At 64.9% G+C, this 22,882-nt stretch carries 16 protein-coding genes and 1 riboswitch; of the genes, 5 read left to right on the top strand and 11 right to left on the bottom strand.

What is annotated here, in order from left to right; translation table 11 throughout:
- Positions 1 to 3: 3 nt before the first annotated feature.
- From CSQ95_RS15915 to CSQ95_RS15865, 11 genes are all read right to left on the bottom strand, one after another.
- Positions 4 to 477, bottom strand: a complete 474-nt coding sequence (locus CSQ95_RS15915) for a T6SS effector amidase Tae4 family protein (protein WP_099410190.1) — start codon at positions 475 to 477, stop codon at positions 4 to 6.
- Between the two features lie 241 nt (positions 478 to 718).
- Positions 719 to 1,960: a sorbosone dehydrogenase family protein gene (locus tag CSQ95_RS15910; RefSeq protein WP_099410189.1), complete on the bottom strand. Its 1,242-nt coding sequence runs from the start codon at positions 1,958 to 1,960 to the stop codon at positions 719 to 721.
- A gap of 4 nt (positions 1,961 to 1,964) precedes the next feature.
- Positions 1,965 to 2,762: a TatD family hydrolase gene (locus CSQ95_RS15905; RefSeq protein WP_099410245.1), complete on the bottom strand. Its 798-nt coding sequence runs from the start codon at positions 2,760 to 2,762 to the stop codon at positions 1,965 to 1,967.
- Between the two features lie 12 nt (positions 2,763 to 2,774).
- On the bottom strand, positions 2,775 to 3,500 hold the full coding sequence (gene lolD, locus CSQ95_RS15900; protein ID WP_035819561.1) for a lipoprotein-releasing ABC transporter ATP-binding protein LolD: 726 nt from the start codon (positions 3,498 to 3,500) through the stop codon (positions 2,775 to 2,777).
- 16 nt (positions 3,501 to 3,516) lie between these two features.
- On the bottom strand, positions 3,517 to 4,782 hold the full coding sequence (locus CSQ95_RS15895) for a lipoprotein-releasing ABC transporter permease subunit (protein ID WP_099410188.1): 1,266 nt from the start codon (positions 4,780 to 4,782) through the stop codon (positions 3,517 to 3,519).
- Positions 4,783 to 4,884: 102 nt separating this feature from the next.
- Positions 4,885 to 6,162, bottom strand: a complete 1,278-nt coding sequence (locus tag CSQ95_RS15890; RefSeq protein ID WP_099410187.1) for a lipoprotein-releasing ABC transporter permease subunit — start codon at positions 6,160 to 6,162, stop codon at positions 4,885 to 4,887.
- A gap of 105 nt (positions 6,163 to 6,267) precedes the next feature.
- Entirely contained in the window at positions 6,268 to 7,548 is a 1,281-nt protein-coding gene (locus CSQ95_RS15885) for a TolC family protein (RefSeq protein ID WP_257218069.1), read from the bottom strand.
- Positions 7,549 to 7,559: 11 nt separating this feature from the next.
- On the bottom strand, positions 7,560 to 8,882 hold the full coding sequence (locus CSQ95_RS15880) for an HlyD family type I secretion periplasmic adaptor subunit (protein ID WP_257218068.1): 1,323 nt from the start codon (positions 8,880 to 8,882) through the stop codon (positions 7,560 to 7,562).
- Positions 8,879 to 11,032: a type I secretion system permease/ATPase gene (locus CSQ95_RS15875; RefSeq protein WP_099410185.1), complete on the bottom strand. Its 2,154-nt coding sequence runs from the start codon at positions 11,030 to 11,032 to the stop codon at positions 8,879 to 8,881. Before CSQ95_RS15875 ends, CSQ95_RS15880 begins: the two co-directional genes overlap by 4 nt.
- 89 nt (positions 11,033 to 11,121) lie before the next feature.
- Positions 11,122 to 11,793 carry a PEP-CTERM sorting domain-containing protein gene (locus CSQ95_RS15870; RefSeq protein ID WP_099410184.1) on the bottom strand — a complete coding sequence of 224 codons (672 nt, stop codon included), beginning with the start codon at positions 11,791 to 11,793 and terminating at the stop codon, positions 11,122 to 11,124.
- Between the two features lie 115 nt (positions 11,794 to 11,908).
- Positions 11,909 to 15,424: an SdrD B-like domain-containing protein gene (locus CSQ95_RS15865; RefSeq protein ID WP_180279072.1), complete on the bottom strand. Its 3,516-nt coding sequence runs from the start codon at positions 15,422 to 15,424 to the stop codon at positions 11,909 to 11,911.
- Positions 15,425 to 15,847: 423 nt separating this feature from the next.
- On the opposite strand from CSQ95_RS15865, the gene CSQ95_RS15860 reads away from it, so the two are divergent.
- The 5 genes from CSQ95_RS15860 (at position 15,848) to CSQ95_RS15840 (ending at position 22,882) form a co-directional block, all read left to right on the top strand.
- Entirely contained in the window at positions 15,848 to 16,900 is a 1,053-nt protein-coding gene (locus CSQ95_RS15860; RefSeq protein ID WP_099410243.1) for a hypothetical protein, read from the top strand.
- A complete protein-coding gene (gene recJ, locus CSQ95_RS15855) occupies positions 16,897 to 18,597 on the top strand; it encodes a single-stranded-DNA-specific exonuclease RecJ (RefSeq protein WP_099410182.1) in 1,701 nt (566 codons plus the stop codon). The genes CSQ95_RS15860 and recJ overlap by 4 nt, the downstream gene beginning before the upstream one ends.
- Before the next feature lie 230 nt (positions 18,598 to 18,827).
- Positions 18,828 to 19,235 carry a fosfomycin resistance glutathione transferase gene (fos, locus tag CSQ95_RS15850; protein ID WP_099410181.1) on the top strand — a complete coding sequence of 136 codons (408 nt, stop codon included), beginning with the start codon at positions 18,828 to 18,830 and terminating at the stop codon, positions 19,233 to 19,235.
- Positions 19,236 to 19,519: 284 nt separating this feature from the next.
- A riboswitch (cyclic di-GMP riboswitch) is annotated at positions 19,520 to 19,606 on the top strand.
- 83 nt (positions 19,607 to 19,689) lie between these two features.
- Complete coding sequence (locus CSQ95_RS15845; protein WP_099410242.1) at positions 19,690 to 22,308, top strand: S53 family peptidase; 2,619 nt, start codon at positions 19,690 to 19,692, stop codon at positions 22,306 to 22,308.
- A gap of 136 nt (positions 22,309 to 22,444) precedes the next feature.
- On the top strand, positions 22,445 to 22,882 hold the full coding sequence (locus tag CSQ95_RS15840) for an MbcA/ParS/Xre antitoxin family protein (RefSeq protein WP_070219985.1): 438 nt from the start codon (positions 22,445 to 22,447) through the stop codon (positions 22,880 to 22,882).

Below are 22,882 nucleotides of genomic sequence, written 5' to 3'. Positions count from 1 at the left end.
GCGTCAACTGACGGGCCAGAACCAGACCTCGCTGCAATCCCAGTAGCATTCGGTGCCGCAGACCTTCGCCCCGATGGAAGGCAGCAGGATGTCGATATGCCCGCCCGCGCCGCCCAGGTAACCGGGAATGCGGAAGAAGGCGACGACGCCCTGGCGCTGGCCGATGCCTTCCATGGCGTCATCCCTGGTAAATTTTTCGGGCGCGCCAAACATCGAGGGGCTGGCCAGCATGTGCGACAGCTTGGCCTGCCCCGGTTCGATCAGCGCGCCCTTGAATGCCCCCTTGCGTATCGCCATTCGGCCCTTGACCTGGACCCCGGCCTTGATCAGGGCCAGGCTGACGCGGATGGCGCAGGTGTTGGCAAAGCTGTCCTTGCCGATCAAGTCTTCCCAGCCGATTTCGCGGAACAGGGCCGCCTGATCGACGGCCGCCACGCTCGAGTAATTTTCACGCAGCTTGATGAATGCAGGTTTCACGTCAGCCTCCCGTCATCCCTGGTCGACAGGGACATCAGGCCGATTGTAGGAGGATGCGGCAGCTCCGCACTGAGCGAGATCAAGCGTAAACCGACGACACCCGTAACGCCAACAACAACGTCGGATTACGCGCGGCATAGCCACGCCAATCCGACCTACTTGAGCATGTAGGTCGGCTTAGGCCAAAGGCCGTAAGCCGACGCCCGCCGTAACGCCAGCGAGGACGTCGGATGAAGGCCGCTTACGGCTTGCCCGGCGCCGCATAATGCAGCTTGAGCACCAGCCCGTTATGGTCGTCGGCCATGTAAATATCGCCATCCTGGCCCAGCTTCACGTCGACGGGCGCGCCCCTGCCCTGCTTGCCCTTGCGCTCCCAGTTGCTGATCAATTCAACGGACTTGCCCAGCGGCGCACCGGCCTTGTCGGGCAGCAGGGCCACCAGGCGGTGGCCGTTGCTGCGGTAGCCGTGGTAGCCGATGATCAGGCTGTTCTTGTACAGCTCCGGGAAGCGGCTGGCCGTGTAAAACGTCATGCCCAGCGGCGCGGCGTGGCCGGGCAGCAAGCGCTGCGGCGCCGCATATTGGGCGGCGCAAGCCGTCTTCGGATATTCGGGACTGGCGACATTGTCGTCGTAGCAGTACGGCCAGCCGTAATGCTGGTCCGCCTTGATCAGATTGAGCTCTTCATGCGGCAGGTTTTCGTCGCTTTTGAGCTGCGGCATGGCGGCCTGGATGGCGTCGCGCGCGTTTTCCGCCTGCCACAGTTCGCCCGTGACCGGATGGAAGGCCAGCGCCATCGAATTGCGCAAGCCGCGCGCATGCGTGCGCCAGCTCGTCACCGTGCCGGCCGGCCAGGCCATCTTGTATTCGCGGATGGCACCCAGCGCTTCCGGGCCTTCCGCCGAAGCACAGGCCTTGGCCGGATCGGGCGCCTTGCCATCGTTCTCGCAATGGTCGGTGCTCGATCCCACATTCACGTACAGGTCGCCCTTGGGGCTGAAACGCATGTTCGTCAGCAGATGCAAACCGAGGCCCGGCAGGCGCGGCGTCTTGGCCGTGCCGCCGATCACGTCGGTGGTGGCGCGGGCCGGGTCGCGCAGATCGAAACGGAAGATGCGTCCCACCTCGCCCACGTAGACCAAGCCGTCCGGTCCCTGCACGATGCCGTTCGGGCGATCAAGCTTGTCGAGCAGCAGCTTGCGTTCGTAGCCGCCACCGGCCGCCTTGGGCTGCAGCAGCCACAATTTGCCCTGTTTCGGCGCCCATCCCGTCATGTCCGTGACGAGGATGTCGCCATTCGTCAGCGGCAGCACGCCACGGGGAAATTTCAGGCCGTCGGCCAGCACGGCCACGCAAAAACCGGCCGGCGTGGTGACGTCGAGGCGCGGCATGCCGTCGCACTGGGCGCCGCCCGCCGCCATGGCGGGCGCAAACGCGCCGGAAAGGCAGGCCGCCAGGGCGCTCGCAAGCATTTTCTTGTTCATGGTCTCATTCCATCAAGGGTAATCGGGGCAGCACGGCGCGCGCGTTGGCGCTGGTTTGCGCCGCCACATCGGCAAGTTCCAGGCCGCGCAATTCGGCCAGCACGGCGCCGATGCGGGGCAATTCTTCGGGGCTGTTGCGGCCCGGGTGGATCCAGCTGGGCGAAATATCGGGCGCGTCCGTCTCCAGCACGATGGCGTCCAAAGGCAGTTCGCTCGCCATGCGGCGTATCTGCAAGGCGCGCGTAAACGTCATGGCGCCGCCGAAACCGAGCTTGAAACCGAGATCGATATAGCCCTGCGCCTGCTGGAAGCTGCCATTGAACGCATGGGCGATGCCGCCGTTCGGGCGGATCTGGCGCGCGTGTTTGAGGACGATGTCCTGCGAGCGGCGCACGTGGGCCAGCACGGGCAAATCGAAGTCGCGGGCGATTTTCAGCTGCTCACGCAAAAAATGCTCCTGCTTGACGCGCATGGCCGGTTCGCACAGCATGGGAATGAAGAAATCGAGTCCGATCTCGCCGATGGCCACAAAATTCGGGTCATGCATGGCCAGCGCCACGGTTTCGCGCAGGGCGATCAAATCGTCCTCGGTGGCGTGCGGCACGTAGATCGGGTGGATACCGAGCGCATAGCAGGCGTTGGGCGCCGTTGCCGCCAGATCGCGCACGATGGCGAAATTGGCCCGTTCGACGGCGGGAACGACGATCATCGCCACGCCCTGCTGCTGCGCGCGCGCCGCCACCTGCAGCAATTCGCTGCCGAATTCATGCGCGTCGAGGTGGCAGTGCGTGTCGATCCACAGCATGGCGGTTCCTTAGTATTGGTACGGCTGCAGCCCTTCGTCCGTCAGACGCAGCACGCGGTCGCAGCGCTTGGCCAGTTCGATATCGTGCGTGACGATGACGAAGGCCGTGCCCAGGGTGCGCGACAGTTCCAGCATCAGGTCGAAAATCTGTTCGGCCGTGGCGTGATCGAGGTTGCCCGTCGGTTCATCGGCCAGCACGCAGGCCGGCTGCGTGACAAGTGCGCGGGCCAGGGCCACGCGCTGACGCTCGCCGCCCGACAATTCGCCCGGCGTGTGCGTGACGCGCTTGGCCAGGTTGACGCGCGTGAGGATCTGCTGCGCCAGCTCGGTGGCCGGCGCGCGCTTCATGCGCCGTATCATCAGCGGCATGGCGACGTTGTCCAGCGCGGAAAACTCGGGCAGAAGGTGGTGGAACTGGTAGACGAAGCCCAGCGAGGCATTGCGCAAATCGCCGCGCGCCTTTTCGCTGAGGGTGGCAAAATCCTTGCCCAGCAGGGTCACCTTGCCGCTGGTGGGCGTATCGAGCCCGCCCAGCAGGTGCAGCAGGGTCGATTTTCCCGAGCCGGAGGCGCCGACGATGGCGACGCGCTCGCCGCGGTGCACGTCGATATCGATGCCGGCCAGCACCTGCACCTTGTAGCTGCCCTGCGTAAAAGTCTTGCCCAGGCCACGGCAGCTAAGGACGGCGGAATCGGCGGAAGCGCCGTTGGAGGCAGGTTTGTTCAGATCGGTCATGGTCGTAGTCAGTGGTTTATTCATAGCGCAGGGCTTCCGCAGGTTTGACGCGGGCAGCCCACCAGCTTGGGTACAGGGTCGCAAAAAAGGCGAGGATCACGGCCAGCACGCCGATCTTGGTGACGTCGGGCCAGCGCAGGTCGGACGGCACGGTGCTGATGAAATAGATGTCCTTGGAGAGGAACTGCACGCCCAGCAGGTGCTCGATGAAGGGCACGATGACGTCGATGTTCATCGCCACCAGCACGCCGCCGGCCACGCCCAGGATCGTGCCGAGGATGCCCACCAGCGCGCCCTGGATCATGAAGATCTTCATGATGGAACGGGGCGAGGCACCCAGGGTGCGCAAAATCGCGATATCGGCCTGCTTGTCCGTCACCGTCATCACCAGGGTCGACACGAGATTGAAGGCGGCCACCGCGATGATCAGGGTCAGGATGATGAACATCATGCGTTTTTCCGTCTGCACGGCGGCAAACCAGTTGGCGTTCAGCTTGGACCAGTCGCGCAGCCACAGGTCGCCCGGCATGGTTTTTTTCAGTTCGGCCGCCACTTGCGGCGCCTGGTTCATGTCGGCCAGGCGCAAACGCAGGCCGGACGGGCCGTCGAGGCGCAGCAGGCGCTGGCCGTCTTCGATATTGATGAAGGCCAGACCGGCGTCGAATTCATTATGGCCCGCCTGGAAGATGCCGCTGACGGTAAAGCTGCGCATGCGCGGCAGCACGCCGGCCGGCGTGACCTGGCCCTGCGCCAGCATCAGCGTGACTTTTTCGCCGAGGTTGACGCGCAAGGCGCGCGCCAGCTCGATGCCCAGCACGATATTGAAGGTGCCCGGCTGCAAGGCCTTGAAGCTGCCCATGCGCGTCTGGCCGGCCACGTCCGAGACGTTCGGCTCTTCCTCGGGCAGCACGCCGCGCACGATGGCGGGGCGCAGCGCATCGTCGCGCAGCAGCATGCCCTGCGTTTCCACGAATGGCGCGGCACCCTTCACGGCAGGATTCTTGAAGGCTTGCGCCGCTTCCGCGCGCCAGTCCGGCATGCTGCCGCTGTTGTCGAACACTTCCACGTGGGCCAGCACGGACAGCATGCGGTCCGTCACTTCCTTCTGGAAGCCGTTCATCACGGACAGCACGACGATCAGCGCCGCCACGCCCAGGCCGATGCCGGCCATGGAAATGAGCGAGATGAAGGAAATAAAACTGTTGCGGCCACTGCGCTTGCCGGCCCGCGTGTAGCGCAGGCCGACCAGCCATTCGAAGGGAAGATTTTTTAACATGCTCATTAATTCGTTAATTCTTATGTATGCAACATATCATCGCGTTAGCCCGTGCAACGAAGGGCTGGGGTCAGACCCGGCGGGTCTGACCCCGGTTTTACAAGCCGCTTATTCGTAGCGCAGGGCCTCGGCCGGCTTGACACGCGCGGCGCGCCAGCTCGGGTAGATGGTGGCCACCAGCGCCAGGCCAAAGGCGATCAGGCCGATCTGCGCCACGTCCAGCCAATGCACGTCCGACGGCACGGCGCTGATCTGGTAGATTTCCTTGGAAATGAAGTGCAGGCCGAAGATGCCTTCGATGAAGGGCACGATGACGCCCACGTTCAGCGCCAGCACGACGCCGCCGATGACGCCCAAAGCACTCCCCAGCAAGCCCACCAGCGCGCCCTGGATCATGAATATCTTCATGATGGAAAACGGCGAGGCGCCCAGCGTGCGCAAAATCGCGATGTCGGCCTGCTTGTCGGTGACCGACATCACCAGGGTCGAGACCAGGTTGAACGCGGCCACGGCGATGATCATGCTGAGGATGATGAACATCATGTTCTTCTGGCTTTGCACCAGCGCATACCAGCTGGCACTGGCGCGCGACCAGTCGCGCATCCACAGCTGGCCCGGCATCGATGCCTTCAGTTCGCGCGCCACCTGGGGCGCCTTGTTCATGTCGTGCAGACGCAGGCGCAGGCCGGACGGGCCGTCGAGCTGCAGCAGCTGCTCCGCGTCCTGCATGTTCACAAACGCCAGGCTGCCGTCAAGTTCATTGTGACCAGCCTCGAAGATGCCGGCCACCTTGAGCGCGCGCATGCGCGGCATGACGATGCCGTTGGCCGGATCGCCCGCCCTGGGCTCGCGCTCGAGCATCAGGGTGACGTTCTGCCCCACTTTCACGTCGAGCGCCTTGGCCAGGTCGATGCCCAGCACGATGTTGTACGAGCCTGGCGTCAATTCCTTGAAACTGCCCTGCTTCATCTGGGCGGCCACGCTGGAGACGGTGGCTTCCTGCTGCGGCAGCACGCCGCGCACGACGGACGGGCGCATGGTTTCGTCATTGAGCAGCATGCCCTGGGTTTCCACGAACGGCGACACGGCCTTCACTTGCGGGTTGGCGTAGGCGGCGCGCTCCTGCGCCTGCCAGTTGGGCATGGAACCGCTGGTGTCGAACACCTCGACATGGGCCAGCACCGACATCAGCCGGTCGGTGACTTCCTTCTGGAAGCCGTTCATGACGGAGAGGACGACGATCAGGGCGGCCACGCCCAGGCCGATGCCGGCCACGGAAATGAGGGAAATGAAGGAAATGAAGCTGTTGCGGCCACTGCGTTTCCCGGCGCGCGTATAGCGCACGCCGACCTGCCACTCGAAAGGAAATTGTTTGATGATGCTCATGCGCTCCCGCGACAACGATGATATGCGAGCGCGCAGTGTGCCACACAATGGGCATTTCATGCATGATCTCTACGTCATCTCTGTGTGAAACCGCGCACGCCGGCGCTATTTTTCCTCCTGCGCCAGGCCGAAAACCCGCAGCAGCTGCCCCGCCAGCGCATATTGCCGCATCTGCGCCAGGGTCAGACGGTGCAGCTGGTCGATGCACCGCTGCTGTATCGTGAAATAGCTGTCGCGCGTCTGGATGACCTGCTGCAGGTTGCGCCGGCCCGCCTCGTACTGGATGGTCCCGCCGCGCACGACGAAGGCCATCTTCTTTTCCTGCTCGTCGAGCAGGGCCAGGGTGCGCTGCGCATTGGCGATGCGCGGCAGCATGCTGGCCAGGTCGGCGCGCGTGCCCTGCTCGGCGCGCGCCACGTCCGCCTCGGCCGCCTGGGCGCGGCTGATGCTCTCGTCGCGCTGCGCCAGGCTGCCCCCGCCGAGCGGGATTTCCCAGGAGACCCCCACAGACCAGCCCCGCTGCTGGATGGTCGACGGCGGCGGCGTGGTCTTGTTATTGAGCAGATGGCTGACATTCAGGTCGATTTTGGGGGCCAGGGTGGCCGCCACGCCACGCACGCGCAACTGGGCCGCGGCGGCCCGCTCGCGCGCGGCGCGCAACTGCGCCTGCTGCGTGTCGGCATTCTCCAATGCCTGCGCCGGCAGCGGCGCAAAGGCGAAATCGGCAAACTGCCCCACCGGCTCGAAGGCCAGCGCCTCGAGCTTGATGCGCGCCGCCTGCTGGTCCGTCAGCAAGCCGTCGTGCACCAGTTCCGCGTCCAGCTGCGAACTTTGCGCCAGTTCGCGGTCCACTTCCGACGACTTGCCCAGTTCCGCCTGGCGCGTCACCTGCCGCACCAGCTGCGTCACGTCGCGCAGGCGTTCCTGCGACTGCTGCAGGCTGCGTTCCAGGCGCTGCATGTCGAAATATGCTTCGGCCAGCTTTTCCGCGCTTTCCGCGCGCGCCCGCTCCACGTCGAAGGCGGCGCCCGCCATCTCGCGCTCGGCCGCATCGAGTTCGGCGCGGTCGGCGCCGCCGTTGTACACGTTCCAGCGCACGCTCGCTTCCACCTGGTGCGTGCGGCGCTCGACCTCCAGCGTCCCATCGAGGTCCTTGCTGCGACCCCGCGTCGCCTGCAGCGCCGCAGTCGGGAACAGGCGCGAACGGGCCTGCTTGTAGCGCGCTTCGGTGGCGGCCAGCGCCGCCTGCGCCGCAATCACCTGCGGATCGCGCGGCACGGCGCGCGCCAGCAAGGCAGGCAAGCCGCGCGCGGACTGGACGGATAACGTGCCGGGAAGCTGCGCCTGCGCCGCCATCCCGGCGCACGCCAGTGTGATAAATATCAAGAAAGCACGCATCACCGCTCCTGCAGGGAAGACTGCAAGCCGCGCAGCACGGGCTTGAACACATATTGCAGCACCGAGCGGCGCCCCGTCAGGATGCCCACGTCGACGGGCATGCCTGGCGTCACCGGCAATACCTTGCCGTGCGCCGTCAGCTGGCTGCGGTCGGTGCTCAGCTGCACCTCGAAATACGGTTCGTTGCGCTCGTCGGGAATCGCGTCCGCCCCCACGCGCACCACTTGCGCCTGCATGCGGCCATAGGTGGTGGCGTCGTACGCCAGCACATTGGCCGACGCGCTCTGTCCCACATGGATAAAACCGATGTCCGACGGCTTCACGCGCACGGAGATCAGCATTTCCGAATCTGCCGGCACGATTTCCAGGATAGGTTTACCCGGCTGCGCCACGCCGCCGACGGTTGCCACCAGCACGCGGTTGACGACGCCGTCGACGGGTGCCGTCACGTCGCGCCGGCTCACCTGGTCCTGCTGGCCTTTCACGGTACTGGCCAGGGCGCCGGCCTTGGTTTCATACTCGCTGCGCTGCGCGCCCCACTGGCCGCGCATGCGCGCTTCCACTTCGCCCGCCTGCGCCTGCGCCTCGGCCAGGGTGGCCGTCAGGCGCGGCACGGAGGTGCGCAGGCTGTCGAGTTCCGTGCGCTGCTGCTGCACGCGCTGCTGCGCATTCAGGTAGTCGCCGCGCGAACCGGCGCCCTCTTTGAAGAGCCTCTCCTCGATGGACAGGCTTTCCAGGGCGATCTTCAGGCCCGTGTCCAGCTGGGCGATGCGGCTGTGCGCCTCGGCCAGCTCGCCGCGGCGGCGCGTCACGCCTTCGCGCGCGGCCGCCGTGGCCGACGCGAATTCGCGCTGTCCGTCGCGCCACAACTGCATTTCCTTGGCGATCAGCTCGGGCGCTTCTTTCTGCCATTCCGGCGCAAACTGGGGCGTGCCGCCGGACAGCAGCGCATCGAGCCGCGCCCTGCCCGCCAGCGCGGCCAGCCGATTCTGCACGCTGGCGCCCAGGTTGGCCTCGTACTGGGCCGTGTCCAGGCGCAGCAGCAAGTCGCCGCGGCGCACGCGCTGGCCCGGTTTCACCAGCATTTCACGCACGATGCCCCCTTCCAGGCTTTGCACTTCCTGCAGATGCGATGGCGGCGTGATGGCGCCCCGGCCGTTCACGGACACGTCGAGCTGGGCGAACATGGCCCAGGCCAGCACCAGCACCAGCAGCACGGACGTCAAGGCCAGCATGCGGATGACGATGCGCTGCGGTTCGCGTTCCGGGTCCGGGTGGGCCGCCGGCAGCGGGCGGGCGTTCGGGGCATTCAGGGCGCTCATGCCGCCACTCCCTGTTCCACCGCAGGCTTGGCCGCCTGGCTGTTCAAGACGCGCATGACGTCATCGCGCGGGCCGTCGGCCACGATGCGCCCCTTGTCGAAGACGATCAGGCGGTCCACCAGCGCCAGCATGGCCATGCGGTGCGTCACCAGCACGATGGTCGTCTCTTTTAAGGTACGCAGCCGGCCGATCAAGCGCTGCTCGGTGGCCGGGTCGAACATGCTGCTCGGCTCATCGAGCAGCAGCATCGGCGGTTTCGCCAGCAAGGCGCGGGCCATGGCCACGGCTTGCCGCTGGCCGCCGGACAGGCGTTCGCCCCGCTCGCCCACTTCCGTCGCCACGCCGTTGGGCAGCTGGGTGATGATGTCGTCGAGGCAGGCCAGGCGGATGGCGTCGAGCAGGCTCTCGTCGTCGGCCTGGCTGCGTCCCAGTTCGATGTTTTCGCGCAGGGTGCCGTGGAACAGGGTCACGTCCTGCGGCACGTAGCCGATCTGGCGGCGCAGGCTCAAGGGGTCCAGCTGGGTGCTGGCCAGGTCGTCGAACAGCACGCTGCCGCTTTGCGGGCCGTACTGGTTCAGCAGCAATCGCAGCAAGGTGCTCTTGCCGGAACCGAGCTTGCCGATCACGCCGACGCGTTCGCCGGGGCGGATGTGCAGGTTGAGCTTATCGAGCAGCGGCGGCGAATTCGGGTAGGCAAAGCCCACGTCGCGAAATTCGATGCGCCCGGACAGGGGCGGCGCCTGCAGGCTGGCCGCGTCGTCGTCGGTGGGCGCTTCCATGATTTTATTGAGTGCGTGATACGACAGCTTGGTCTGTTCCCAGCGTATGATCAGGCCCGCGATCTGGCTCACGGGCGCCAGGGCGCGGCCCGTCAGCATGCTCACGGCGATGATCTGGCCCAGGGTCAGCAGATGCTCGCCCATCAGCAAGGCGCCCGTGGCCACCACGGCCACGCCGGACAGGGCCAGCACGGCCGTGTTGATGTAGTTGACCCGGCTGACGATTTCGCGCGTCTCGACGCTGTTGGCGGCGATGGCCACCGTCAGGCTTTCCCATTTGCGCCGGCTCCACGCTTCGGCGCCCAGCGCCTTGATGGTGTCGAGGCCATTCATGGTTTCAAACAGGTGCGCCGTGCGCTGCGCGCTTTCCTGCATCGAGGCGGCCACGTGGCGCGCCAGGGCCGCGCGCGAGGCGAAGGCCACCAGCAGCAGGATGGGGATGACTGCCACGGGCACGAGCACGAGCCAGCCGCCGACCAGGGCGATCACCAGCAGGAACAGCAGCAGGAACGGCAAGTCGCCCAGGGTGGTCAGGGTCGTGGAGGCGAAGAATTCGCGCACGGATTCGAAATCGCGCACGGTATTGGCCAGGGTGCCCCCGGAAGCGGGCCGGCTGGCCGCGCGCAGACGCAAGCACTGGGCGAAGATGTTCGACGACAGCGCCACGTCCATGCGGCGCGACGCCGTTTCCACCAGTTCGCCGCGCAGCAGGCGCAGGGCCAGCTCAAAGCCCGTCAGCACCACGACGGCGATCGTCAGCACCCACAGGCTGGACGTGGCATTGTTCGGGATCACGCGGTCATATACGGCCATCGCATAGAACGGCACCAGCGCGCCGATGACATTGAGCACCAGGGTACCCAGCAGGGCCCAGCGGAAGACCCAGCGGTTACGGTTGAAGACATCCCAGAACCAGCGTCCCGCCACCGGCATGCTGTAAAGCAAGCTGCGCTGGTCGAAGAACATGACGGGCCGCACGGCTACCCAGCGTCCATCGGGCACTTCCCGCGCCAGCGCGGCGGCGTCGAGCCAGGCACTGCCGGCGATGCCGGGCACATGGCATTCATATTTGCCATCGGCAATGGCCAGTATCACCAGCGCCTGCCCTTCCCCGTTGAGCAGCAAGGCCGGCATTTCCGTGGCGCGGCGTGGCTTGTCTATCAGCAACGCGGTGCCGGCCAGGCTGGCCTGCGCCAGCGCCTGGTCGAGAAAGTCAGCGGTGGCCGGTGCAGCCTGGGCCGCCACGCTGGCGCGCAGGCGCTCGGCCTGCACGGCAACGCCGAAAAAGCGCGCCAGGAAGACGATGGCCTCGGCGATGGCATCGGTGGAGATGCCGGCGGAAGCGGTGGAAGTGTCGGGGGGTGGGGTCATGATGGATTCACAATAAAACGCTGCGGCGCGCCGGTCGGGTGCGCCGCAGCGGGGACGCTATCGCTTGCGCGATGAGCGATGAGTAATAATTAAGTCAGCGCGGAAGCGCCCTTGCGGCGGCGCGCCATGAAGCCCAGCAAGCCCAGGCCCGCGACCAGCATGGCCCACGTCTGCGCTTCCGGCACTGGCGACACGGCCAGCAGGGTTTGCGAAGCTGGGTTGACGCTCGTCAAGCTCGTGTAGTTGTACAGGTTCTGGATGGCGCCATTGCCCGTGGCCACGCCCAGCATGGTGTTGGCCTGGCTGACGACGGCGTTGCTCAGGTTTTTGAAGCGCAGGTCGCCCGTCAGCAGGTTCGTATTGTCGTTATTCAATTCCCACAGGGCCAGCTGGAAGGCGGCGGCGCTGTTGGCGCTGGTCGACACAGCCGCGATGGACAAAGCGTAATACCCTTCATACAGGCGCTTGACGGCATCGCTGGCGGCGAAGGCGCCGCTGCTGTAGCTGTTCGAACTGTTGCTTACGGCCACATGGGGATCGAGGCAAAACGCCAGGAAGGTGTTGCTGTCGTACCTGACTTCCCACAAGGTCGGCGAGATGGCGCTGCCCGAGCCGAAGGCGCCACCGGCAGCCGTAAACAGGCTGACGCTGTGCGAATCGACGACTTGCAGGTTGGAAGCGGCCAGGGCGCTGCCGCTGGCGAGGGCGAAAGCGGCTGCGGCGATGGCGCCGCGAACGATCAGGTGCATGGATTGTTTCATCGTGGTTTCCCTATTTCTATTATCAAGTGTGAAAAAAGCGTGGAAAGCGCCGGCGCCCCGTGACGGGTGCGCCGGTGCGGCATTGCCGGGCAGGCTCATGGCCCGGCAAGGGACATCAGGCAGCCATTTCCTGGGGCTGGGTATTTACGTGAGCCATGGCGCGGCGCAAGAGGTCGGCCATTTCGCACTGGGCCTGGGCTTCCGCGGCAGGGGCTGCTGCTGCGGCCGGCGCGGCGGCCACCGTGGTCACCGTGCCATCCTGGCCCAGCACCACGTCGAGCGTGCTGTCGTCGCGCAGCAGGTCGGCCATGCTGGGCAGGGTGACGCCGGCGGCGGCCGCATCCTTGGCGTCGACGTTGAAATACACGTCCGTCATGTCGACCGTCTTGCCGTCGGCCAGGGTGGCGCTGCTGCGCTCGAGGTGCAGATTGCTGTTGGCGTCGAGGAAAGGCAGTTCCGTGTAGCTGACCGCCAGGCTGGCCACGCCGGCGTCGTGCAAGGACATCAGCTCGCCATCGTCCGTGACGCCATTGCTGTTGGCGTCGCGCCAGATGCGCAGCTCGGCGAACTTGTCGTCATGCGCATCGACCACGCCGTCGTGGTTGGAGTCATAGCTGGACAGCTTGGCGAAGCCCGTGCCCTTCTCGTTACCACCGAACAACTCGGAGATGTTGTCGATCTTGCCATTACCATTGCTGTCGATGGCCAGCAAGCCGTCATGCGCCGAGACCCAGCCCGTCTGGATGGCGCTGCCCGTGCCCAGCAGGTCGAAGCTGCCGTGGAAGTCGGCGCGGGCAATCGTGTGCACGCCGTCACCGTTGAGGTCGATGACGATGGGCGTGATGGCCGCATCCCAGCTCATGTCGTTCTGACCCGACGCCAGCTTCAATATGTCCGTGTAGACCACGTTGGACGTCGTGCCGTTGCTGTTGACATCCGAATCGATGTTGTCGTTCGTGCCCACGTTCTTCGCGCCCCAGCGCCACGTATCCATGGCGTAGCCCGCGTGGTACACGCCCGACTTGTCGAACTTGAGCGAATAGCTGCCCGGATCGAGGTTGCTGAACAGATAGTTGCCGTTGGCATTCGTGTAGGTGGTGGCCAGCAGCACGCCGCTGCCCGAGTACAGCTGCACCTTGATGTTGGCGATGCCCGCCTCGTTGTAGTCTTGCACGCCGTCATGGTCGGCGTCGCGCCACACCTTGTCGCCCAGGCTGGCCTTGCGGTAGATGCCCGCATCCCAGCTCATGTCGTTCTGGCCGGCGGCCAGGTTGATCACGGACGAGCGCCCCGTGCTGACATCGACGTCGGAATCGGCCGTATCGCTGCCCAGATTGGCCTTGGTGTAATAAAAGCCTGATGGACGGATGACTTCCACCTTGTAGCTGCCGGCCGCCAGTTCGCTGAACAGGTAGTTGCCGCTGGCATTCGTCGTCGTCGAGGCGATGACCACGTTGCTGGCGTTGAGCAGGTTGACTTTCACGCCCGCCACGCCCAGCTCGCCCGCATCCTGCACGCCGTTGTAGTTATTGTCTTCCCACACGCGGTCGCCGATGGAGGCCGTGTTGAGTTTGACCAGGCCGGCATCCCAGTCCAGCTGCACATCGCCCGACTTCAAGGTGGCCCATGTGGTGGTGAAGCCGCTGGCCGGATTGACGTCCGAATCGGTGGCATAGCCGCCGATATCGGCCTTGGTGAAGCCATAGCCGGCCGGCGGCACGAAGCCCAGGTAATAGTTGCCGGGGACCAGGTTGCTGAACAGATAATTGCCGCTGGCATCCGTGGTGGCGCTGGCCACGATGACGCCTTGCGCGTTGTATAGATTGACTTTCACGCCACACACGCCCGCCTCGCCCGCATCCTGCGTGCCGTTGCCGTTCGCATCGAACCAGACGCGGTCGCCGATGGACGCCGTCTTGTACAGGCCGGCATCGAGATCCTTGTAGTTCTGGCCCGCAGCGACCGTCACCTGGCCGCTGTTGCCCAGCGTGTTGATGTCGCTGTCGAGCGCATCGCTGCTGCCCGCATCCTTGACGGTGGTCAAATAGCCAGCGGGGGCGACGACGGCGATGGAATACGTGCCCGGATCGACATTGAAGTTGTAATAGCCGGTGGCGTCCGTCACGGTCGAGCCGATCACGCTGCCGGCCGCATTTTTCAGCTGCACGGTAACGCCGCCGATGCCGGACTCGTCCGCATCCTGGATGCCGTTGGCGTTGCTGTCATGCCACACGCGGTCGCCCAAGGTGGCCGGCAAGGCCACGATGCCGGCATCCACGCTGTGGTTGCTGTCGCCCGAGGCCAGCAGCACTTGCGCCGTCTTGCCATCGATGGCATTGGCGTCGGAATCGCGCTGCTCGTCGCCGCCCTGGTCCTGGCCCGTGAAGGTATAGCCGGCTGGCAAGGTGGTCTTGTCGAATTGCACGCTGTAGGCGCCCGGTTTCAAATTCGTGAACAGGTAGTTGCCGTTCGCATCCGTCACCAAAGGGCTGCCGACGGCGTTGCCCGACGCATCGAACAAGGTCACTTTCACGCCGGCCGCACCCGCTTCGCCCGCATCCTGCACGCCATTCTTGTTGGTATCGAACCAGACCCGGTCGCCCAGCTCGGCCGTGCGGTACAGGCCCGCGTCCAGGGTCAGGTTGGTTTCGCCCGGCGCCAGGGTGACGGGCGCCATCTTGCCGCTGGCATCGATATTGCTGTCCTTGCCCGCATCGCCGCCCTGGTTCGCTGCCGTCGGCACATAGCCGGCGGGCGCCACCACGGTCACGGAATACGTGCCCGGGTTGACGTCGAAGTGGTAGCCGCCGCTGGCGTCCGTCGTGGTGGAGGCGACCACATTGCCGGCCGTATCCTTCAATTGCACGACCACATTGGCGATGCCCGCCTCGCCCGCGTCCTGCACGCCGTTGGCATTCTTGTCTTCCCAGACGAAGTCGCCCAAGTGGGCCATCGGCACCTTGAAGGTCAGGTAATGGGGCGCCAGACTCAGGTCTTGCGCATTGCAGCCGGCCGTGCCGCCGTCATCGCGCACCTTGAAACCGAGGTCGAAGTCGCCGGCCACGGTCTGGCTCGGCACGAAGACCAGGTGGCCCGCGCGGATGTCGTCGATGGACACTTCCGTGCCCACCGTCACGGCCACGCCATTCAACAGAACCTGGCCCGCCGTGGTGGTATTCGTGATGACGACGGACTTGAAACCGTCGTGTTCGACGTCGTCGTGGAAGCCGAAATCGCCTTCGCTGAGCACCACGCTGTTGCCATTGATCAATGTAAACGTCTTGTCGGCCGCGTCGGGCGCGTCGTTGACGGGGTCGATGATGACTTGCAGGCTCAGCTGGACGATATCGCCATTGCCCTTGTCGATCGTCACTTCGATGGTCGAAAAGCTGCCGTTGTAGTTGGCGGCCCAGTCGCCGGGACGCACATACACGGTGTCCGCATCGAGCATGCCGAACAGCGGTGTGTTCTCGGTCGATTCCGTATCGTCAGGCAACAGCACGGTGAAATTCTTGATGTTCAGTTCGCCTTGCACCGAGTAGCCGGCCTGGATCAGCAGATCGCGGATATCGAAATTTTTGTTGATGTCTTCGCAGACGTGGACCGTGGTCGACAGGTTGTAGGTAGTCATGCGGCCTCCTGACGGCATGCCACGGCGGCAGCAGGAGCGGAAGTACGAGGGGCCAGGGCGCGATCAGCCTGGCCGCGCAAAGCGGCGAATGTATACATAAGTGGGCTTCCAAGAAGGGACTTGTTTAAAAATGAAGCCGGCAGATCTTGTATACAATTTCGAGGGACACAGGAGCCAGACGACGCAACCACGCAGCAGGGGGTGATTGTCTTTCTGATATTAAGTTAGCGCAATTATATCCACTATCTTTTCAAAAGAGAATCATTTTCCGATGACAAAGATAAAATTTAAATAATGAAGATGCTTTATTGATATTTTTAATATGCAAGGCGGCTGGCTTGCCCGCGCCAATCTGTGGCAATGATCGAGGCGAAAACACATGCGCCCTACTCGCACGCCGCCGCTATCGCCTACAATCTCGGGATGAATCAACTTACCCTCGCCTTGCCCTTCGCCTTGCCCAACGCCGAACTGGCTGCCGACCTGCTCAAGGTCTTGCAGGCGCCCGCGCTGGCAGCGCTGCTGTCGCGCACCTCCACTTGCAATTTAGAAACTTTTGACAACGCCAACCGCCTGCTGCCGCATGAAGCGTGGCTGGCGCACGCCCTGGACCTGTCGCCCGCGCCCAACGGCGCGGCGGCGCAGGCGGCCTTTGCCGCCCGGGCCATGCGCGGCTACGGCCTCGTGCCGGAACCGGGCGCACGCTACTTCCTGCTGCATCCGGCCCACCTGGCCATTGCCCGCAGCCATATCAGCCTGGAAGACTTGCGCCAGCTCAAGCTGAACGAGACCGATGGGCGCGCCCTGTTCGACATCGCTGCCCCGTATTTCGACGAGATCGGCCAGCCGCTCGCGTATGGCGACGCGGGCACCTGGTTCATGCGCGCCGATGGCTGGAGCGACTTGCAGTGCGCCACGCCGGACGCCGCCACCACGCAAGACCTGTCCGTCTGGATGCCGGAAGGCGAGCACGCGCGCGCCGCGCGCCGCCTGCAGAACGAAGTGCAGATGCTGTGGCATGAACACCCCGTCAATGCGGCGCGCGAAGAACGGGGCTTGAAAGCCATCAATGCGTTCTGGATCTGGGGCGGGAGCGTGGCAACAGTGGAGGCTGCGCGCTGCGCGGCCAGCCTGCATACGCAGAACGCGCCGGGCTGGCTGGCAGCGCTGGCGGAACCGGCGCGCCGCGATGCCAGTCCAAACAGTGTGCTGGCGGACCAATCCGACACGATCGTCGTGCTGGGCGGCTTGACCGAAGCGGCACAGGCCCAGGAATGGGGCATGTGGCTGCAGCAGCTGCAAGCGCTGGAAGCAGACTGGTTCGCGCCCCTGCTGGCGGCCTTGAAAGATGGCCGCCTGGGCCAGTTGCGCCTGGTACTGAGCCACCGCGACGCCTGGCTGGACGTCACTACCAGCAAGCATGCGCAGCGTAAATTCTGGCGCGCGATTACCCTGAACAAGTTGAAAGCATCATGACCCGTACCCGCATCGCCACCCGTCCCTGCCCTTACCGCGAATCCGAATTGCTGCGCCAGGGAGGCATCCATCCCGTGCTGGCCCGCCTGTACGCCTCGCGCGGCCTGTCCGACGCGGCAGAACTGTCGAGCGAACTGGCGGCCCTGATGCCGCCTTCCGGCTTGCTGCACATCGGCGCGGCCGGCGTCTTCCTGGCCGATGCCATCGCCGCCAAGAAACGCATGGTCATCGTGGCCGACTACGATTGCGACGGCGCCACGGCCTGCGCCGTGGCCATCCGCGGCTTGCGCGCCATGGGCGCCGACGTCGATTTCATCGTGCCCAACCGTTTTGAGTACGGCTACGGCCTGACGCCGGAAATCGTCGAACTGACGGCGCACGAAAAGTCGCCCGACATCATCATCACCGTCGACAACGGCATCGCCAGCATCGACGGCGTGGCCGAGGCGAACCGGCGCGGCATGCAGGTCGTCGTCACCGACCACCATTTGCCGGCAGACACCCTGCCCGACGCGGCCGTCATCGTCAACCCGAACCAGCCCGCCTGCGGTTTCCCGTCCAAGCATTTGGCGGGCGTCGGCGTCGTGTTCTACGTGCTGCTGGCCCTGCGCGCGGAGCTGCGCCGGCGCGGCATCTTTGATGCGCAAACGCAACCCAAGCTCGACAACCTGCTTGACCTGGTGGCGCTGGGCACGGTGGCCGACGTGGTGCGCCTCGATACCAACAACCGCATCCTCGTCGCGCAAGGCTTGAAACGCATGCGCAAGGGCAATATGCACGCGGGCGTGGCGGCGCTCTTTCGCGTGGCGGGCCGCGAAGCGCGCAGCGCCACGCCGTTCGACCTGGGCTTTGCCCTGGGACCGCGCCTGAATGCGGCCGGCCGCCTGCAAGACATGTCGCTGGGCATCGAATGCCTGATCACGGACGACGAAGGCCGCGCCTGGGCGCTGGCGCAGCAATTGAACGACATCAACCTGAAACGCCGCGAAATCGAGGCGGAAATGCAGGATACGGCCCTGCTGCACCTCGACGATTTCGAGCCGGCCAACAGCAGCACCATCAGCGTGTTTGACGAATCCTGGCACCAGGGCGTGATCGGCATCGTCGCTTCGCGCCTGAAGGAAAAATTCTACCGCCCGACGATTACCTTTGCACCCGGCGCCGACGGCTGGATCAAGGGTTCCGGACGCTCGATTCCCGGTTTCCACTTGCGCGACGCGCTCGACCTCGTGTCGAAACGGGCGCCTAGCCTGATCGACAAGTTCGGCGGCCACGCCATGGCGGCGGGCTTGACCATCCGCGCCGACGCCTTCGACGCCTTTTCCCAGGCCTTCGAAGCCGTGGGCCAGGCTTGGCTTAGCGCCCAACAGCTGGAACGGGTGGTGGAAACGGACGGCCCGCTGGAAGACGCGTATTACACGACGGCTTTCATCGAGCTGATGGATGGGCAAGTGTGGGGCCAGGGCTTCGCCCCGCCCGTCTTCTGCGACGAATTCCGCGTCGTCAGCCAGCGCATCTTAAAAGAGCGCCATTTGAAACTGTTGCTGGAAAAGAACGGCGTGCGCTTCGACGCCATCTGGTTCGGCCATACCGATGCTCTGGGCGAACGGACAAGGGTCGCCTTCCGGCTTGATGCGAATGAATACAATGGCACGACCAAGGTGCAATTGATGGTGGAGCACGCCGAGCCTGTGTAGTGACACCAGTACCTACTGCGCGTCGGTATAGGCCGCCTGGGATGCTCACTGTACTAGAAGTACGGTTGCGCTTCTCGACAGCCTCTCCCTTCCGCTCGCTACGGTTCTGTCAGGCGTTGCGAATTTTGTGGTCTTATTGCCATGTCTCATGTTTACGTGAAACAATGTCGGATCAAACCACAGCGACGGCTGGAACAGCGATTCACACCACCTGAAAGTTATCCAGCACCGTGTTGACCGGCCTGAACCACCTCACCCTGTCCGTGCACGACCTTGATCGCAGCGTCGTCTTTTACCGCGATACGCTGGGCCTGCGCATGCATGCGCGCTGGGAGAGGGGCGCCTACCTGTCGGCCGGGGATTTGTGGCTGTGCCTGTCGCTGGATGCGGGCGCGGCGATCAGTGCGGGCGGCTACACGCACTATGCGTTTTCCATTTCCCAGGAAGACTATCCTGCATTTGCCGCCCGCCTGCGCACGGCTGGCGCGGCGGAATGGCGGCAAAACAGCAGCGCCGGCGATTCCCTGTATTTTCTCGACCCGGACGGGCACCAGCTGGAAATTCATGCGGGCAGTCTGGCGCAGCGGCTGGCGGACTGCCGGGCAGCGCCGTATCAGGGCATGGTGTTCGAAGATTGACGATGGTCAGCGCATATTCATTAAATTCATTAAATTCATTACATCAGCAAAAGAGCATCCGCCGTTACTGCACAAAAACACTGTCACGCATCGATAAACCCTTGATAATCTTGTTTTTAAAACTGTTTTTAAAACTTAATCAAGCGGACAAGATTCCATCCGCAATGGGCAAAATCACCACATTTTATTGTAAAAATAAAAATCTTGATTGGAAATAGTTAACACTTATTTGGCAAATTCACTAGAATTGATAGCACATCAGGTAATTTCCAATGATGCATGATCAGTTCTGAGGGCAAACCCGTCGAAAGGCGGGGACGCAAAGCCACCGGCCTACCGCGCGCAAGCGCCATGGCAGCGGGGCTGCCAATGCAGGGCCGGGACCGCCAACGCGCGCCACCAGCCTCGATGCATTGTCGAGATGTGGCCCTCGCCCAACTCGGAGAGTTTCGCCATGAAAAAATTCATTCCCCCGCATGCCCGCCACGGGCGCCTGCTGCTGGGCGCCACGGCCGCCATCCTGCTGGGCGCGTGCGGCTCCGGCCAGGAGACGACGGCGCCGCCCGCTGCCATCGCCACGGCCGCGACACAGTTCAGCATCGAGGTGCCCGTCATCCCCGCCGGCGTCGGCACGCTGGTGGCGCAACCGATGTTCCATGCGGCTCCTGCCCTCCTGGATGCGCCGGACGGGCGCGACAACGCCAACAGCAGCGGCTCTGCCCACTGGCGACCGCATTTGCAGCGCGTCCCCCGCGCCATGGCGGACATGGCCACGCGGCGCCTGACGGCGCAAAAGATCGCTGCAGCGGAACAGGCGGCGCAGAATATCGCGCCGTTGCTGTCCGGCGGCACGAGCGACACGGCCGCACCGATGGCCGGCAGCAGCGTGGTGGCGACCTACTCTCCCGCGCAAATCCGCGCCGCCTACGACTTGCCCGCCCTGCCTGCGGCGGGCACGGCGCTGACGCCAGCCCAGGCGGCCCAGCTGGGTGCCGGGCAGACGATCTATATCGTCGATGCCATGCACAACCCGAACGCGGCGGCCGAACTGGCCATCTTCAACCAGAAATTCGGCTTGCCCGGCTGCACCACCAAAGCCATCGCCACGAATGCCACCCTGCCATTGCCGCCAGCACCACTGAGCGGCTGCGAATTGTCCATCGTCTACAACACGCCGTCGAGCACGATGACGGCCACCGCGCCCGCCTATAACTCGGGCTGGGCCATGGAAATCGCGCTCGACGTGCAGTGGGCGCACGCCACGGCACCGCTGGCGCGCATCGTGCTGATCGAGGCGCCCGACGCGTCCGTCAACAGCCTGCTGGGCGCCGTGCGTCTGGCCAACCTGATGGGCCCTGGCGTCGTCTCGATGAGCTTTGGCGCCGCCGAAGGCAGCTGGACGGCCTCCGTCGACAGCGCCTTCACGGGCAAGAACATGAGCTACCTGGCCGCCACGGGCGACTCGGGCAGCGGCGTATCATGGCCCTCCGTGTCGCCGAACGTGCTGGCCGTGGGCGGCACCACGCTCAGCTACAGCGGCAGCGGCGTGCGCAGCGAAGCGGCCTGGTCCGGCACGGGCGGCGGCATCAGCGCCTATACGGCCCTGCCCAGCTACCAGACGGTGAACGTGCCCGGCCTGACCAATCTGCTGCGGCGCAACGTGGCCGACGTGGCCTTCAATGCCGACCCCGCCACGGGCCAGTACACGGCCATAATGACACAGGGCAGCAGCACCGCAAGCTGGCTCAGCATCGGCGGCACCAGCCTGTCCACGCCGCAATGGGCCGGCCTCGTCGCCATCGCCAACGCCAGCCGCGCGCTGCAGGCGAAGGCGGCGCTCGGCTTGCCGCACAGCATGCTGTACGGCCAGATCGCCACCGTGCCCGGCACCTTTGCCAGCAGCTTTGCCGACATCACGCGCGGCAGCAACGGCACCTGCAGCGTGTGCACGGCCAGGGTCGGCTATGACCCGCTGGGCGGCCTGGGCACGCCGAACGTGAAAAACCTGCTGGCCAGCCTGTCGGGCACGCAGATCGCCCCCGCCGCACCCGTGGTGGCGCCGGCCGGCATCAGCGGCGCGGCCGGCAAGCCGCTGTCGTTCACCGTCTCGGCCACCGCTTCCAATCCACTCAGCTACACCATGCTGGGCGCACCGGCCGGCATGAGCATCGCCGCCACGGGCGTGGTCAGCTGGGCCGCCCCCATTGCCGGCACGTATGCCGTGACCATGGTGGCCAAGGATAGTGTCACTGGCCTGACCGGCCAGGGCGTGTACAGCATCGTCATCGCCCCCGTCGCGCCGCCCGTCGTCGCGGCCGGCGCCATCACGGGCAAGGTGGGGACGGCGCTGACGTTCAATGTCAGCGTCACGGCCGCCAATCCCGTCAGTTACGCGCTCGCCGGCGCACCGGCCGGCATGACCATCAGCAGCGCCGGCCTGGTGAGCTGGGCCGCGCCCGTGGCCGGCACCTATGCCGTCACCGTGACAGCCACGGACAGCAAGACTGGCCTGAGCGGCAAGGGCGTCTATACGGTGGCCATCGCCGCCCCGCTGCCGCCTGCGGTGACAGTGTCCAGCGTCAGCGGCAAACCGGGCGTGGCCCTATCGTTCACGGCCACGGTGGTGGCGCCCAACCCCGTCACGTACAGCCTGTCGGGCGCGCCGTCCGGCATGGCCGTCAATGCCGCCGGCGTCATCAGCTGGGCCAGCCCCGTGCTGGGCAGCTACAACGTAACCGTCATCGCCAAGGATACGAAAACGGGCTTGACGGGCCAAGCCGTGGCCACGGTGAAAATCGCCGCCGCCGGCCCCACGATCAGCGCCGCCGCCATGACGGGCGTGGCGGGCAAGGCCATGAGCGGCAGCATCGTGCTGACGGCGCCAGGTGCGACCTCGCTGCGGATCTCGATCGACGGCGCGCCGCTGGGCATGCAGTTTTCCATGAGCGGCCTGACCATCACGGCCAGCTGGCCGCAACCGGTGGCCGGCAGCTATGCGCTGAAGGTCGTGGCGCTGGACAATAACGGCTTGACGGCGCAACTGACGGTGCCGATCACCGTCACGGCAAGATAAACCAGCGTCGCCCGCCAACGGGGCGCAGTGGGACACATGTCCGCTGCGCCCCGTTTTTCATGCGCGCGGCCGTTGCAACGATTCCGAAAAAGGAGTATAAATAGTCCTTAAACAGAGTTTTATTGAAGGACATATCATGCATCTCGCCTACGCCTATCCCAAGAGCCGCTTCGAGCCGGCCGTGCTCGTCGACCTGAACGCCAAAGCCGAGCGCGAACGATTGTCGCAAGCGGCACTGAAGGGGTTTTTCAAGCTGGCCGCCGCGTGGAAACTGCGCGACGACGATGCGCGCGAATTGCTGGGCGGCCTGTCCAGCAGCGCCTGGTACGAGTGGAAGAAGCACCCGGACCGCGTACTGGAAGTGGACCGCATCACGCGCATTTCCTATTTGCTGGGCATCTACAAGGCCCTGCATATCCTGTACGGCGACAAGTTGGCCGACGAGTGGGTGAGCTTGCCCAACAAGAATCCCATCTTCGGCGGCCGTACTCCCCTGTCGCAGATGCTGGCCGGCGGCTTGCTGGCCATGCAGACCGTGCGCAAGCTGCTCGACGCGCGCCGCGGAGGACTGTAA

This window comes from Janthinobacterium sp. BJB304, from assembly GCF_002735765.1.
Classification (GTDB): Bacteria; Pseudomonadota; Gammaproteobacteria; order Burkholderiales; family Burkholderiaceae_D; genus Janthinobacterium.
This window is presented reverse-complemented; position numbering and strand designations above follow the sequence as displayed.

Excerpts from the sequence above, each read along its gene's own strand:
- CSQ95_RS15910 (WP_099410189.1), bottom strand. The coding sequence starts at position 1,960 with ATGAACAAGAAAATGCTTGCGAGCGCCCTGGCGGCCTGCCTTTCCGGC.
- lolD (WP_035819561.1), bottom strand. The coding sequence starts at position 3,500 with ATGACCGATCTGAACAAACCTGCCTCCAACGGCGCTTCCGCCGATTCC.
- CSQ95_RS15895 (WP_099410188.1), bottom strand. The coding sequence starts at position 4,782 with ATGAGCATGTTAAAAAATCTTCCCTTCGAATGGCTGGTCGGCCTGCGC.
- CSQ95_RS15890 (WP_099410187.1), bottom strand. The coding sequence starts at position 6,162 with ATGAGCATCATCAAACAATTTCCTTTCGAGTGGCAGGTCGGCGTGCGC.
- CSQ95_RS15880 (WP_257218068.1), bottom strand. The coding sequence starts at position 8,882 with ATGAGCGCCCTGAATGCCCCGAACGCCCGCCCGCTGCCGGCGGCCCAC.
- CSQ95_RS15875 (WP_099410185.1), bottom strand. The coding sequence starts at position 11,032 with ATGACCCCACCCCCCGACACTTCCACCGCTTCCGCCGGCATCTCCACC.
- CSQ95_RS15870 (WP_099410184.1), bottom strand. The coding sequence starts at position 11,793 with ATGAAACAATCCATGCACCTGATCGTTCGCGGCGCCATCGCCGCAGCC.
- CSQ95_RS15865 (WP_180279072.1), bottom strand. The coding sequence starts at position 15,424 with ATGACTACCTACAACCTGTCGACCACGGTCCACGTCTGCGAAGACATC.
- CSQ95_RS15860 (WP_099410243.1), top strand. The coding sequence starts at position 15,848 with ATGAATCAACTTACCCTCGCCTTGCCCTTCGCCTTGCCCAACGCCGAA.
- recJ (WP_099410182.1), top strand. The coding sequence starts at position 16,897 with ATGACCCGTACCCGCATCGCCACCCGTCCCTGCCCTTACCGCGAATCC.
- CSQ95_RS15845 (WP_099410242.1), top strand. The coding sequence starts at position 19,690 with ATGAAAAAATTCATTCCCCCGCATGCCCGCCACGGGCGCCTGCTGCTG.
- CSQ95_RS15840 (WP_070219985.1), top strand. The coding sequence starts at position 22,445 with ATGCATCTCGCCTACGCCTATCCCAAGAGCCGCTTCGAGCCGGCCGTG.